The organism is Rhodococcus sp. 05-2254-6 (assembly GCF_002258565.1).
Lineage (GTDB): Bacteria > Actinomycetota > Actinomycetes > Mycobacteriales > Mycobacteriaceae > Rhodococcoides.
The window spans coordinates 1-13136 of the sequence record NZ_NOZF01000102.1; the positions used below are offsets into that span (position 1 = coordinate 1).

The 13136-nt window shown below is 62.8% G+C and carries 11 protein-coding genes and 1 pseudogene; 7 read left to right on the forward strand and 5 right to left on the reverse strand.

Annotation, left to right across the window (positions count from 1 at the left end):
• From CH256_RS28075 to CH256_RS12175, 3 genes and pseudogenes are all read left to right on the forward strand, one after another.
• Nucleotides 1–370, forward strand: a pseudogene (locus CH256_RS28075) (hypothetical protein); the annotation flags it as partial.
• 400 nt (nucleotides 371–770) lie between these two features.
• Nucleotides 771–1232 (forward strand): hypothetical protein, encoded by a 462-nt coding sequence (locus CH256_RS12170; RefSeq protein ID WP_094717151.1) that lies wholly within the window; start codon nucleotides 771–773, stop codon nucleotides 1230–1232.
• Between the two features lie 94 nt (nucleotides 1233–1326).
• Nucleotides 1327–1587, forward strand: coding sequence for a hypothetical protein (locus tag CH256_RS12175; RefSeq protein ID WP_032375870.1), 261 nt, complete (start codon nucleotides 1327–1329; stop codon nucleotides 1585–1587).
• A 77-nt stretch (nucleotides 1588–1664) separates the two neighbouring features.
• Here the strand turns inward: CH256_RS12175 and CH256_RS12180 are convergent, their stop codons facing one another.
• Nucleotides 1665–2264 carry a hypothetical protein gene (locus tag CH256_RS12180; protein WP_037186477.1) on the reverse strand — a complete coding sequence of 200 codons (600 nt, stop codon included), beginning with the start codon at nucleotides 2262–2264 and terminating at the stop codon, nucleotides 1665–1667.
• 789 nt (nucleotides 2265–3053) lie between these two features.
• A complete protein-coding gene (locus CH256_RS12185; RefSeq protein ID WP_032407140.1) occupies nucleotides 3054–4031 on the reverse strand; it encodes a hypothetical protein in 978 nt (325 codons plus the stop codon).
• 389 nt (nucleotides 4032–4420) lie between these two features.
• Here CH256_RS12185 and CH256_RS12190 point away from each other — a divergent pair, with 389 nt between their 5' ends.
• From CH256_RS12190 to CH256_RS12205, 4 genes are all read left to right on the forward strand, one after another.
• Complete coding sequence (locus CH256_RS12190; RefSeq protein ID WP_139278552.1) at nucleotides 4421–5599, forward strand: sensor histidine kinase; 1179 nt, start codon at nucleotides 4421–4423, stop codon at nucleotides 5597–5599.
• Nucleotides 5596–6264: a response regulator gene (locus tag CH256_RS12195; RefSeq protein WP_032375872.1), complete on the forward strand. Its 669-nt coding sequence runs from the start codon at nucleotides 5596–5598 to the stop codon at nucleotides 6262–6264. The genes CH256_RS12190 and CH256_RS12195 overlap by 4 nt, the downstream gene beginning before the upstream one ends.
• Nucleotides 6265–6336: 72 nt before the next feature.
• On the forward strand, nucleotides 6337–7539 hold the full coding sequence (locus CH256_RS12200) for a glycosyltransferase 87 family protein (protein ID WP_015586189.1): 1203 nt from the start codon (nucleotides 6337–6339) through the stop codon (nucleotides 7537–7539).
• Nucleotides 7536–8696, forward strand: coding sequence for a glycosyltransferase family 4 protein (locus tag CH256_RS12205; RefSeq protein WP_015586190.1), 1161 nt, complete (start codon nucleotides 7536–7538; stop codon nucleotides 8694–8696). The genes CH256_RS12200 and CH256_RS12205 overlap by 4 nt, the downstream gene beginning before the upstream one ends.
• Nucleotides 8697–8985: 289 nt before the next feature.
• Here CH256_RS12205 and CH256_RS12210 read toward each other — a convergent pair whose 3' ends face one another.
• From CH256_RS12210 to CH256_RS12220, 3 genes are all read right to left on the reverse strand, one after another.
• Nucleotides 8986–9363, reverse strand: coding sequence for a hypothetical protein (locus tag CH256_RS12210; protein WP_015586192.1), 378 nt, complete (start codon nucleotides 9361–9363; stop codon nucleotides 8986–8988).
• Complete coding sequence (locus CH256_RS12215; RefSeq protein WP_015586193.1) at nucleotides 9360–11441, reverse strand: hypothetical protein; 2082 nt, start codon at nucleotides 11439–11441, stop codon at nucleotides 9360–9362. The genes CH256_RS12210 and CH256_RS12215 overlap by 4 nt, the downstream gene beginning before the upstream one ends.
• Nucleotides 11438–13136, reverse strand: a 1699-nt coding sequence (locus tag CH256_RS12220; RefSeq protein ID WP_218829135.1) for a hypothetical protein, incomplete at its 5' end; no start/stop codon positions are given. The genes CH256_RS12215 and CH256_RS12220, both read right to left, overlap by 4 nt.

Consider the following 13136-nt stretch of genomic DNA (forward strand, 5'->3'; position numbering starts at 1 on the left):
GATGGTCCACCAACGCACCACCAGCCTGATCCGCCTCGGCGCACTGTTCACCCCGCGAGATCTCTTCGGCCCGCGTTCACTCCTGACTCGGCGCACACCACCTCAGCACGTCACCCAGGGCCCGACGGCGATCGACCACGCTGACCGTCCGGCATGGTCGACCGAGCTGACATCGCCCACTGGACTCACCACGACAATCGTCATCGACGATGGAACCGGCCTCATCGCGAGCCTAAGCAGCCGCGATCACAGCAAGGCGCTCCACCTCGAGAAACTGACCGAACACGCTGAACTGCCCGACGATCGATTCGCGTGGGACGGTGACACCATCGAATCGAATGATCTGAGGAGCTTCCGGCTGTCCTGGTAGCTCACTGCCGAGTGACCCTGGCTGGTACGTGGTATCCGATCTGCATGCAGACGTGCGCGTATTCCTGCATGCACGGGTCGACGTGCGGATGTGGTCGATCCGTGCGCAGATCAGTTCTGGGGCGGGCAGCATGGACGACCATGGGCGATGTCATCGAGTTTGTGCCGCGGTTCTCACTGACTGATCGGCAGCGGGAGTTGTTACGGATCCACGCGTGGGTGTGCGCCGACATGGCGTACGACGACGTCGAGGAGCGCGGTGATGATCCGGTCGACACGGTGCGGTGGTGGTATTTGTTGAACCGACTTCCCGAATGCACATTCGCCGATTTGTGCCGCGGTTCTCACTGACTGATCGGCAGCGGGAGTTGTTACGGATCCACGCGTGGGTGTGCGCCGACATGGCGTACGACGACGTCGAGGAGCGCGGTGATGATCCGGTCGACACGGTGCGGTGGTGGTATTTGTTGAACCGACTTCCCGAATGCACATTCGCCGAGTCCGCTCTGTGGCGACGTCAGATGGCCCGATCTTTCGACGACTTGGCTCAGGACCTCGACGCTGGTCGGCTACCCCGGCCTCACACGATCGCCGAACAGCTCGCGCTCATGATCGTCATCGCCCAAGCCGCCGCAGCGCTGGCCGATGAGGTGTATGGCGACGATGTTGCCGTACTGGCGTCCCATCCGCGGGACGTCGACTGGGACGCCGTCACAGACGTTCTGATGGGCGACCGCGATGTCGAGGTGTTCTATCACCCGGCGACAGCGGCACACGGTCTACGTGTCTTTCCATGCGATACGTGGTTCACGGCCATGGACGGACACGAGCCACGTGACCCTCGGCGGGGATTTCGACGGTAGAAGCCTCGGGTCATCGCGAACACAACGCGACCAGCAACTTGCCATTGTTCGGCAGGTCTTTGATGCTTGATGGTGTTGTGCACTATGGCTTTCCGTGTTCGGGTACGGTGCGATTATGGCTACGAACATGCTTATCGACCCGGCTCGTGTCGTCACCGCCCGAGGCCGTCACCTCGGGAATTATCGCTTCGGGCTCGTCCGCTACGAGCCTGAGAAGTGGGGGCGGATCATCACAGCCCCAGATGAGGGTCAGACGATTCTCGTTGCACCGGTCGACGGTTCGGACGCGTTCGATCTATCGGTGATCCGCGACGCTGAGTTCGACGTTCTTCCGGTTACCTCGGATGGTGTCTGAGCCGCCCAGGGGGAGAAGCAGAGGGCTGACATCGTCGAGTGTGCTTCCGCGGCTGGGGGTGTGAGCCTTTGCTCGTGTCATCCGAGGCGACGGGACGGGCGGGGCACTTTCTCGGGTTCGTTGTTGTCGACGACGTTCCAGTAGCGGCCGTTGGCGTCCATTGCCGAGTACCAGATGCTAACGAATGCGGGAGCCGGGTTCTGCTCGGCGGGATCGTCTGATTCCCACCGGATATTGAACGTTTCACCCGCCTCGAGCACGGCCTGCCTCCGCCAACCACCCGATCTGATCGGTGTGTCCTCCGACAGGGCTGTCTCTGCGAACGCCCGCATATTCACCGCGTCAGCGTCGTCTTCGACCTGGGCGCGGAAGCCGTGAATTTCGATCTCGTACAGCGGGTCCTTGCTGCGATTGGTGAATTCTGTGCGCCACTGTTGCTTTCGGTTCGCGTCGAGGCCGTCGGGCCACGGGAGCATGTGCAGTAGTCGGACCTGGTTCGCCTGGTCCTCCAGGTCCGAATGCCGCGTCGATTGGTACGACCGGAGGGCGAGTACGACGCCTGCGGCGGTGAACAGAGCACCACCTGCCGAGACCCATGCCGGCAGCGAGCCCAGATCCACGTTGGTGTGGGTACTCGTCAGAGCAAGGACGGCGACCAGGCCGAGCGCTACGGCCATGGACCATGCCCAGTCTCTTTTGCGTGGACGTGCACGCCAGAAATCGCTGATGGGGCACCCGATCGCGGCACAGCCCAATACAAGGCCTATGAGAGCTGTGGCTACCCAGAACTCCTGGAAGACCCGATCTACGGTCCACCCCGTCCGGTGGAGGGAAAAGGTGCCGAAAATGACGGCGAGTGCACCGCACACCAGGCCTGCGATGCGGCTCCAGGGGCGATCTCCACGCATTGCTTTCACCCAATCACCCTAAGGAGGTGAGCCCACCTGTGCCGCCTGCAGGCACCCTCGCGCCTGGCCGGGTTGGTGTGCAGTGCAACCATCGACTGCGAACTTCCGAACTGACCACGAACAGGCAGACTGGCGCAGCAGGGGCAAGGCCGCACAACGACCCCAGCCGCCCTGGAAGCTAGGCCGTAAGCACCGTGGCACTCGCGCACCAGACAGCTACACAGCACCCCTAGAGCCCGCCCCAGCACGATCGGCAGCCTGGCCGGGCCTTACCCAACGGACGGTTCAACGCGCGTTCTCTGCGATCGACACCTGCTCGTCGTAGAGCACCGCGTCGAAGTGCACGAAGTTGCACCGCCTCGAATACGCCGGCTTCGTCATCGCCACCAATGCCAACAACGTGAGGGTGGATTCGTAGAGTGCGAACCATTCGTTCTCTGGCCGTTTGCAAATGCGGGGTTCATCGCCGTGTGCGAGGTGATTGCGGGCGTCGACGAGGTCTCCTTCCCTTGCCGCCCTCGGGCAGTTGGCCGCAGAGCCGATTTTGGGCCTCAGGCACTACGACGCGAAGGTTCCAGCCCAGTCACCAAGGGCGGTGACAAAACCTGCAGTGTCATCTGGGTCGACCTCGGCGATCCACTCGTGGCCGCGACGTATGCGCAGCTTGCCGTACGGGTTGGGTCTGCCCGGGGAATGTGTGTGCGGTCCGAAGCGAACGGGAGTGATGTAGCACGGTGTGTCGCCGTCGCTGATTTTCCCGGGGTGCACAGCGACAACGCAGTGTGCCTCGCAGGGATCGGTATGTGCCCGTGCGCGTCCGCCGTGATGGTTGCATGCAGCGACGAGTTGTTCCATCCGTCGGATTTGTTTCGCGGCCCTCAATCGGTCTCCGAAATCGAGTCCTTCGCTGTAGCAGGTGCGTAGGTAGCCGGATGCGCCTTCGGGTAGAGGTCCTATGGAGCCGAATTCTTGAACGCGGGTGACCAGGCCGGCTTGATTGACTCTGCTGTCGGTTTCGTATTCGTCGCGAGTGTGGTCGAGTAGGTCGCGTCGTTCGTCAGCGTCGGTTTCGAGTTCATCGGCAACAGAGAGTCGTTGTGTGGTGGTCAGGTCGTCGAGTAGGGAGATGAAGTAGTCGTCGACGAGCTGCTCTGCCAGTGCCGAGGACGTCCACGTTTCTCCATGGCGCAGGCCGTCGGTCGAAACTGTTTGTGGCCCAATTCTATTGGATGTTCGGAGCTGCACGATCAATTTCGATATGGCCGTGGCTATCTCTGGGTAGGTGTCGAGCCACATAGCTGCGTCCCATGCGGATTCCGATAGTTGAGTGAGGTAAAAAGCAAGGCTGTGAGCGTACGAGGCGCTGGCGACGGTGGTGATCTTGATGGAATGTTCTTCTGAGTCGAAGCCCGGCCACGTCGCGATTACCGCTGCCCGGTCGTGTGATGCCTTCATTACGCTGTAGCTGGTCATGATGGTGCCGCCTTCTCGTTTGAGAGCCGGGCCGAGCCGGGCGACCAGGAGTGCACGTGGCACTGCCGGACTGGTTGCCAAGCAGGGACAGCCGAAATAGTGGAGGATTTGCCGGAAACCCCGTAGCACCACCACGGCGTCGCTCCTGACCATTCGAGTATGTCACCCGAACGTGGCTGAGGGCAACGACAAGGGCTATGTCCGGCTCGCCGTAGGTCGTTCAACCTGTGTCACCGTCCACAGTCGATCTAGAAGCTGTCTGCGATCAGCTTCGCCGCGCGCCCACGACTGCATCGTGGGCGGCCGCGCAATCTTCGATTTGAAGCGGATCTTCTCAAAGTAGGGTCGTGTCGGTGATTGCCGAACTGACAGCCGGAATCAAAACGGCCCTGCGCCCGACGTTGCCCACAATGAGAGGGCGGACCGACGAGCCTGGTAGTCGGCCGAGATTCATGGCGCTTGCAGCTGGAGCGGTGCTTGTCGCCGTGCTGTTCGGTACTGCGATAGGTCAACTGACGAGTATGGTCAACTCGGTCGCCGCCAGTTACGTCCTCGGCGCTGTTCAGACACTTCCCCTCCTTCTGATCCGGGTGGCACCTCTGCTGACCTGGCAGTTGATCGCACTCGGGATGTTCGCCGGAACGCTGTCAGGGCTGGTTCAGGAAGAGGTTTTCCCATGGCCGGCGGCAAGTTGCATTGCGGCGGGGCTCGCCCTGTATCGAGTGGCCCGAGTGCATCCGCCGAACGTGGGAGCCGCGGTCGCCCTCGTGTCCTTCCTGGCGGTCGTGGTCCCGACTGTCTTGACGGTGAAGATGCCACCGTTCGCTTTGCTGATCATTGCCGCGACGTTGGCTGCGATCACCGTCGCGGGAGTGGTCATGATGCGACTGTCGTCGGCGGAAACCGCCCTGGCGGACGAACAGCAGCTCCGCATGGGACAGGAGCGGCGTCAGGCGGTGATCGAAGAGCGGGCGCGGATCGCACGGGAACTGCACGATGTAGTGGCGCACCACATGTCGATGATCGCGGTGCAGGCACAGGCCGCACGGTTCAAGAGCCCCGACCTCCCACCCGAGGCGATTGCGACGTTCGACGACATACATCGCGCATCGGCAACCGCACTGACCGAGATGCGCCAGGTTATCGAGGTCCTTCGTGACCCGGACGAGGCAACTGAACACTCACCGGCACCGAACCTGTCCGACATCGGCGCCCTTGTGAGCCAATGGAGCGCGGCCGGAGCCCACGTCACGTTGTATACGGACGGGGAGCTCGACACGCTGCCGGAAGCGCTGTCCACTACCGTCTACCGCATCCTCCAGGAATCGCTCGCCAATGCAGCACGTCACGCACCCGGCACGAAGGTTGAGATACGCGTGACCCGCACGAACGACGAGCTTCGGGTGACTGTCGGCAACGAAACCGAACAGGTGTCCGCCGATTCGAGAGGCCGAGGACACGGACTTGTCGGTATCTCCGAGCGGGCAGCCGCATTCGGCGGAAGCATGACTGCCGGGATGACGAAGAACGGACGATTCGAGGTGTCTGTAATCTTCCCAGTTCGCGGACGAAACATCCCACCACGCAGTAACATTGGCGATGATCCGAGCGCAGTGGAGCGCCGCCGATGACCATCAGGGTTCTGCTGGCGGACGACCAGGAATTGGTGCGCGACGGAATCGCAGCCGTACTCAGGGCCGAACCTGACATCGTCGTGGTCGGTGAGGCCGCGAACGGTGCGGAGGCCGTCGATCTTGCTGTCAGCCTGCGGCCCGACGTTGTCGTGATGGACATCCGAATGCCAGTGCTCGATGGAATCCGGGCGACCGAGCAGATCCTCGCATCACAGGGCGAGAGGACGAACTCGATCCGCGTGCTGATGCTCACGACGTTCGACCTCGACGATTACGTGTACGAAGCGCTCAGTGTCGGTGCAAGCGGGTTTCTGCTCAAGCAATCCACCGCAGCGGATTTCGTCCGGGGCGTCCGCACAGTCGCGTCCGGGGAATCGATGCTGGCACCGACTGTCACAACCCGGCTCATCTCGGAGTTCGCCCGGCGTCGGCGCGGTCGCCCGAACACCGCCGCAGTGTCGGCGTTGACTCCCCGAGAGCTCGACGTGTTGGACGCTCTGGCCACGGGTCTGTCGAATCGAGAGATCGCGTCCGATCTCGTGCTGGCGGAGGAGACAGTGAAGACCCACGTCGGGCGGATTCTCACCAAGCTCGACCTTCGTGACCGGACGCAGGCTGTCGTTTTCTACTACGAAAATGAACTCTCCCACCGACTCGACTAGCTCCTCCGGGGGATGCCGAGTTTGGCTCCGATGCGTGACGACATAGTCCCACTGTCTTTGTAGCGTCGAAACATGCTCTTACAGAGGGATTCTCGTAGCATTGTCGGTCGGGACCGCCTACTCGTCGGGATCTACGTGGCACTCGCCGCGTACACGGCCGTGTACGTGATGACCACCGAATTGACCACGCATCGGGTGTGGGGAGTGTGCGCTGTCACTGGCTATCTCGCTGCGGGTGCGGTCCTGTTGCGATCACGTAATCGACCTCGAGCGGCTGGTGTCGCTGTGTTGGGCGCTGTGTTGGTTCCGATGATCGTGCTGATCGGGGGCGCACTCGCGCAGCTCGAGGTTGCAGTAGTCATCGACTCGGCCCGCCACTTGCTCGACACCGGCAGTCCATATGTCAATGACCCTCACGAGCTGACTCAGTACAACCCGTACCTTCCGGCGATGGCGTTGTTCGGGCTGCCTGGCGTCGTCCTGGAGGGTCCGCTCGGGGACCCCAGAGTCTGGTTCGGAGTGTTCTTCGCCGCCTGTGTGCTCATCGTTGTTCGGCTGACGAGATCCGACCGGGGACGAATCGATCAGGAGTCGTTCGGGAAGCTCGGGCTTCTCACAGCGTCCCCTCTCATCGCGATTCCGCTGTGCACAGGTGGGGTGGATCTGCCGGTCATCGGTGCTTGTCTGCTCGGTTTGGCGCTGATGGCGGCAGACCGCCGATGGGCCGCGGCTGCTGTGTTGGCGTTCGCATGCGCACTGAAGTGGACCGCATGGCCGGTAGCCATCGTCGCGTTGGTACTACATCGTCAACGCGCCGGTACATGGTCAGCAGTGCGGGTCAGTGCGGTGTCCGTTGCTCTGGCGGGAGCGGTAGTCGTTCCTCCAGTGATCCTCGATGGCGGCGCACTGGTGGAGCACACGGTGTTGTTCCCACTCGGTCGCGCAGACGTTCCGACTCCGGCAGGCTCGTCGGTGATCGGCGGCGCGTTGGCGGAAGCGGGCGAGTACGGCCACATCGTTTCTTTGCTCGCACTTTTCGTCGGTGCCATCGTCATCGGAATCAGACTGTGCGTGAAACCACCGCGCACGTTCGCGGCGGCCTGCTCGATCGCTGCACTCGGGCTCACCGTGCTGTTCCTTCTTGCCCCTTCGGCCAGGTTCGGGTACTTCGCCTACCCTTTGATGTTCTGGGGAATGGCGTGGATTGCGAGGGTTCCCGGAACGGACACCGCCGTCTCGAGTCCCAATCGTGAAAGCGAGCGGGTCGCGGCATGAGCCGGACCTTGATCGTGACCAACGACTTCCCGCCGAGGCAGGGCGGCATCGAAACGTTCGCATCGGAAATGGCTCACCGCTTTCCGTCCGAGTCGATCGTGGTCTACACCTCGGCGGAACGCGGAGCAGCCGCATACGACGCTTCGCTTCCATTCTTGGTCATACGGGACCGCAGCCGAACCCTGCTTCCGACGGGACGGGTGATGCGCAGGGCAGGTCGAATCGCGCTCGAACACGGCTGCGATACCGCGTGGATCGCTGCCGCAGCTCCCCTGGGCCTGATCGCTCCCGCGCTTCGGGCCTGCGGGGTGAAGCGGGTCGTCGCCACCACTCACGGGCATGAAACATGGTGGGCCAAGGTTCCTTTGACGCGGTGGGGATTGCACACAATTGGCCGTTGGGTCGACGTGCTGACGTACATCTCCGGCCATACCTACCGCGCAATCCTGCCAGCGGTTACGCCCGATACAGCGTTGGTGCGTTTGAGCCCGGGCGTCGACGTCGAACAATTCAACCCCGTGCGCGGCTCCGTGGCGGGCCCCGATCCATCCCCGGACGGCAACAGCGGCGTGATCGTGTGCACCGCGCGTCTCGTCCCGCGGAAAGGCCAGGACTCGTTGATTCGTGCGCTTCCTGCGGTTCTGGAACGACATCCCGACACCACGTTGCTTCTCGTCGGCGACGGCCCTGACCGTCGACGTCTGCAGCGTCTGGCCCGGACAAAGGGCGTGGAGAACGCGGTGACCTTCGTTGGGGGACTTCCGCACGAGCTCGTTGCGCAAGTCCTCGCCGGCGCCACGATCTTCGCGATGCCGTGCCGAACGCGTCGCCTGGGACTCGAAGAGGAGGGACTCGGTATCGCATACCTGGAGGCCTCCGCCATGGGACTGCCGATCATCGCGGGTGATTCCGGAGGTGCCCCCGAAACCGTGCAGGCAGGCCGAACTGGCTATGTAGTCAAAGACGTCGAGCAATTGACCCAAGCCATCGTCGAACTCCTCGACAACCCGGTCCGCGCCCGCGCGATGGGTGAACGCGGACGCAGTTGGGTTGCGGCGCAATGGACTTGGAATACCGCGTATTCAACTCTTCTCACTGCTCTGTTCCCGAACGTCCTGGCAGACGGCCAGGATCGGTCGAGTACGCCACAACAGTGATTCGCAAAACCGCCTGACCCTGCGATCTAGACCTACAGCTCAGAGCGGTGGCGGTAACTCGGGGCGGGTGTGAGCCGGTCCGGGCACGAGAGCTGCAACACCGGAGTCGCCGGAGCTTCGAGGTGGGGTGAGATTGTCGCATTGGGCTCAAGGCTTCGCTCCATTCGCGTTGGCCACTGGCTTGCGTATCCGCCCGGGAAGCGTTTGGGCACGCGATATGTCAACCTGACCAGCGAGGTCACGGCTACGGCCGACGCGGATCGGAGTTGGGCTGGAGAAGGTGCCAGCTTCATCGAGGTCTGAGTGTGGTGACGCCGGACGTCTTATCGAGCTCCGCTGTCATCGCTGCGTTGTCGAGGGTGAGTTGACGGATTGCGTTCGCGTAGATCGCCACTAGCTTTTTCAGGTCGGAGTTATCGCGCCGCAGTCGAGCGAGATCGTCTGCTGCACTGTCTTTTCGGCTGACCTGTGTCGCTGCCCGACTCTTGTTTTGTTGCTGGAACCAGGTGATGAGGGCGGGATAGTTCCGGTAGAACGTCGCGTGGGTAATGCCGAGACGGTCCTCTACCGAGGTGACGGTTGCTCGACGCCCCGATGTTTCGCATTCGGTAAGCACGCCATCCATCGCGGCCTGGACTGCGGCGTCATCGGGGAGTGGTTTCTTCACGGTGCTGTGAGTGAAACGTTGTGCTCGTCGGTGAGGAATTCTGCGATTTCGGATCGTTTGAGTTGGAGGCGGTGACGAACATAGGGGCCCAGACGGACGGTGTCGGAGAGTTCGCGGTCGTAGGACTGCAGCGCTTCCTTCATCTGCTCGCGGTTGCCGGTGGTCAGTGCTGCGTTGCGGCAGCGCAGTGGTTGGCAGTCCGGCAGTGACGGTCCGTCTCGTCCGTCGCTTCGTCGGCAGAGCGCGCGGTCGGGGTTGTGGACGCAGGTCACGAATTCGCCTGGGTAGATGTGGGGGTCGTGACGTGCCATGTGGCGTTGCATTCGTTTGGGGTCGTTGATGACCGTGCCGTCGAATCGAACGTGACGCTCGAATTCAGCGAGCCGTCGTTCTGCCTCGGCGGCGGCGGGTCCGGTCAGACGGTGCAGATCCGGGTTGGTGATCAGGTCGGCGAGCTTGTCGCCGCGGGCGATGTCGTCTTCGGCTTCGTCGCGGAACCCCGACTGGGAGGTGCCGGCGTAGCCCTCGAACATCTGGACGCGCACGTGGCGATATTGCAGTGCCCCGGCGATGCTCCCGCCGGGGCGTCTCGCGATGTACCAGGCCAGGGTTCGCCGGAACTGTCGGCTGCTCAGCTTCCATGCCGCGCCATTGACCTCGGGAATCCGATCGCGGTGACCGAGTTTGCTGCTGAATTTGTCGATCCAACTTACGAAGTCGGCCAGGTCGCGGTTCGTGGCAGCGGTAGATTTCACATGGTTGGGCCGCGGGCTGCCGCTTCTTCTCGAGGTCGGGGGCAGCGCAAACAGGTATTTCTCCGTCGTGGGTTGCAACCGTTCCAGGACTGCAACTGCCCGTTGTGCAGGCGCGGTAACGACCCAGGTGGCGGCGACCCCGGTGGCCTGTCGTTCACCTTTGAACGCCACTCCGGTTATCCGGTGCCTTGCGACCTTTCCGGTGTCGTCCCGCCATACCGATACGCATCCTCGCTGTAGGTGTTTGACCTCGCTGTCCCGCATGCCGGAGAGGTAGATGATCACGATGTAGCAGGCGATGTACAGCATCCTGGTGAGTTCTTCGAGTTCCGCATATCGGATCCGTCCCCGCCAGAGTTGTCCGTCCAACAGTCCGTCGATCGGTGCCCGCAGGTAGGTGTCGTCGTCGATCCCGAGCTCGGCGACGGCAGCGATGATGACCGCGCCGGCGGGCCGGGTCGGGCCGACGACCGAGCGGCCGAGATTGGCTTCGCGGCGCAGGTGACTCAAATTCACCGTTCCTTGGTAGGCCGGAAGCGCGCGTCGTTCACCGCGATAGCGAGCTATTACCCGGGAGATCGCCGCGACGTTGGCCCGTGTGTCTGTCTGCGGCCCTCGGCGATCTTGTCCCGGCGCGGCCGGGGGTCTTTGCAGCGTGTGCCACTCTGCCCCGGCGCGGAGCACATCGGGTGCGAAATCGTCGACCCATCGCATGGCCCAGACCAGTAGCGGTGCGTGCACCTGCTCGGGTATGCGGGCGGTCTCGTTCTCGTGTCCGTGCTGGGAGTGTCCGGACCGGGGTGTATCGAGGGCGGCGGCCGGATCGAAGGTCAAAGGATCATCGAGGTGTGCACGGCAGAGCCACAGCAGCTGAAAGGCCCGCGGAAGGTGCGCTCTGCTTCCGTCGGTGAGGCGGAGCTCGTGCACATGCTGCTTGAAGGCCCGTAGGTCGTCGCGCGTGATCGCGGAGATCGAGCGTAGGCCACGGTTGTCGACCCAGCGCAGGACCGCACCCACTTGCCCGGACAGGTTTGCGACCGTGTCGATCGCCTTGATGCGTTCGCACCCGCGAGGACGATCCGCCCGGAGCAATGCGTAAGTAACCTGTTTCGCGACCTCGCGAAAACTCTTAGGAACATTGGTGAAGTCGATGGATATCTGCTTCTGGTGTTGTTGTCGCTGTGCGGGTCCCAGCCTCCACACCATGTCCGAAAAGCGTGCCGTGTCTTCGAGTACCGCGCCCGGTCGCAAAGTTCGGTCCCCGAGCACCAGCGTTTCGGCAGATATCCGTGCTGGCCCGGGGTGGGGTGCTGGCAAGCTCATGCGAGTTCCTTCAATCCGTCGAGCAGGTCGGCGGGTAGGTCGTCAGGTTTCGCGGCGCGGGCCTGTTCCTGTTGCGCATCAGTAAATTTGGGAAGTATCAGGCGGGTGATGATCAGCCAAGTGACGCCGTGCCGACCACACCAATCGTCGATGTCGCGTTGGTCGAGATCACGTTGAAGCCAGTCGAGCAACGAGAAAAGGTGGGGGAGGTGGCGTTCGGTGACCAACGCGTTCGGGCAGCGCAGGCAGGTCAGGAAGGACACCCCACACACTCCGCCGCCGCTGAATGGGCTGTGCTCGAAGTCCAGACACGAACTCACCAAGGTGTCCAGTTCGCCGTCGACTGCGCGCCGGATCTGATCGACCGAAACACCCAGTCCGGCGGCGGTGCCAGTTGGATCCGACACGAATGCAGCCGCCCCAGTGGGTCCGAGAATTCTCCCACGGAAGGCATGAGCATTGTGTTCTGCCTCGTGGAGTGCTTCGGTGAGTACCTCATCGGCCCAGTCACGCACCCTAGGATCGCTACGCAGGTAGTGCAGAAATGACACATCCGGCGTGTTCGTTCTCGACGCAGACCTGAGATGCCCTCCGACAGCGCGTGTTCGACGCACTTCCACCGTGGTTTTCAGACGGTTCATCGACAACACCAACGGTTCCGCCCCCGGACCATTGCCGTCGGCTGTCAGACCATGCTGCGCAACCCACTTGCGATGCTCGAGCCATCGGCCAACCTGCAGATCGAAAGGGTCGATGTGACCGTTGGCTGCCGAGCGCGTCCGGATGAAGTCCGCTGTTCCTCGCATGTTGTCACGTGTCCAAATGGACCACACCCGTCGGCTACCGCTGAATGCTCTGCTACTGCTGGTCAACTCGTGGAGCAGTAGGAAGAAGCCGCCGGGGGTGTGCAGTCCGGAGTCGTTCGGGCCGCCCTCCCAGTGCACTGTTTCGCAGGTACGAGCCTTTCCTCGCCGGCGCTTGATCACGTTGACCGCTACCGCGCGATCCTCCAGAACGCGGTGCTCGGGCGAAAGCTCCTTGATTGTTTCGCTGTTACGGCCACTGAGTCCGACGCCCAGCACGAGCAGGGGCAGCACGTCGCGGGTCGTGAGAAATAGTTGACCGGCCTTCGTCAGCCATCCGGCCAGGTCGGTGACAGATCCGGAGACAGTGCTCGGGCGTTGCGGTGGTGTGACGGCACCGGTGCTCGCCATCTCCGCCAGATGCGCGGCTCGCTCGCGTTCTGCCGCTGAAAGCGTGTGCGGCTGCAGCTCGAACACGGACAGCAATCGCCGCGACGACCGCAGCCGCCCGCGAAGGGCAGCGACGTCCGAACGTGCCGCTGCCATGATCGCCATGAACTCGCGGTCCGAGTATCCGGGAGCCGCGCCGGCCCCGGGTCGGTGAGGTTCATGGAAGTCACCCGGTCGCGCTACGTATTCTGCGACCTCCCAGTGCAATCGGGTGACCGGCAGGTGGCGAAGTATCAGTTTCACTGCAGCCATCTGTTGGGTCACGCGCGTCGCAGTGGTTCTTTTGAGCTGCAGTGCGCGATAGTGCTCGAGATTCGCCACCGTCACTCGGTCCAAACAGACAGGCGGCTGTGGGAGATCGCCGAGGAACCTCAGGAAACGCTGCAGAGTGATCCACCCGTTGTCGGCACCCGAACGGGTGCGCACCTGACCCACCGGCCCG

Bases quoted from the DNA above. Each gene is read 5' to 3' on its own strand.
- CH256_RS12170 (WP_094717151.1), top strand. From the start codon at position 771: ATGGCGTACGACGACGTCGAGGAGCGCGGTGATGATCCGGTCGACACG.
- CH256_RS12180 (WP_037186477.1), bottom strand. From the start codon at position 2,264: ATGGCCGTAGCGCTCGGCCTGGTCGCCGTCCTTGCTCTGACGAGTACC.
- CH256_RS12190 (WP_139278552.1), top strand. From the start codon at position 4,421: ATGGCGCTTGCAGCTGGAGCGGTGCTTGTCGCCGTGCTGTTCGGTACT.
- CH256_RS12195 (WP_032375872.1), top strand. From the start codon at position 5,596: ATGACCATCAGGGTTCTGCTGGCGGACGACCAGGAATTGGTGCGCGAC.
- CH256_RS12200 (WP_015586189.1), top strand. From the start codon at position 6,337: ATGCTCTTACAGAGGGATTCTCGTAGCATTGTCGGTCGGGACCGCCTA.
- CH256_RS12205 (WP_015586190.1), top strand. From the start codon at position 7,536: ATGAGCCGGACCTTGATCGTGACCAACGACTTCCCGCCGAGGCAGGGC.
- CH256_RS12215 (WP_015586193.1), bottom strand. From the start codon at position 11,441: ATGAGCTTGCCAGCACCCCACCCCGGGCCAGCACGGATATCTGCCGAA.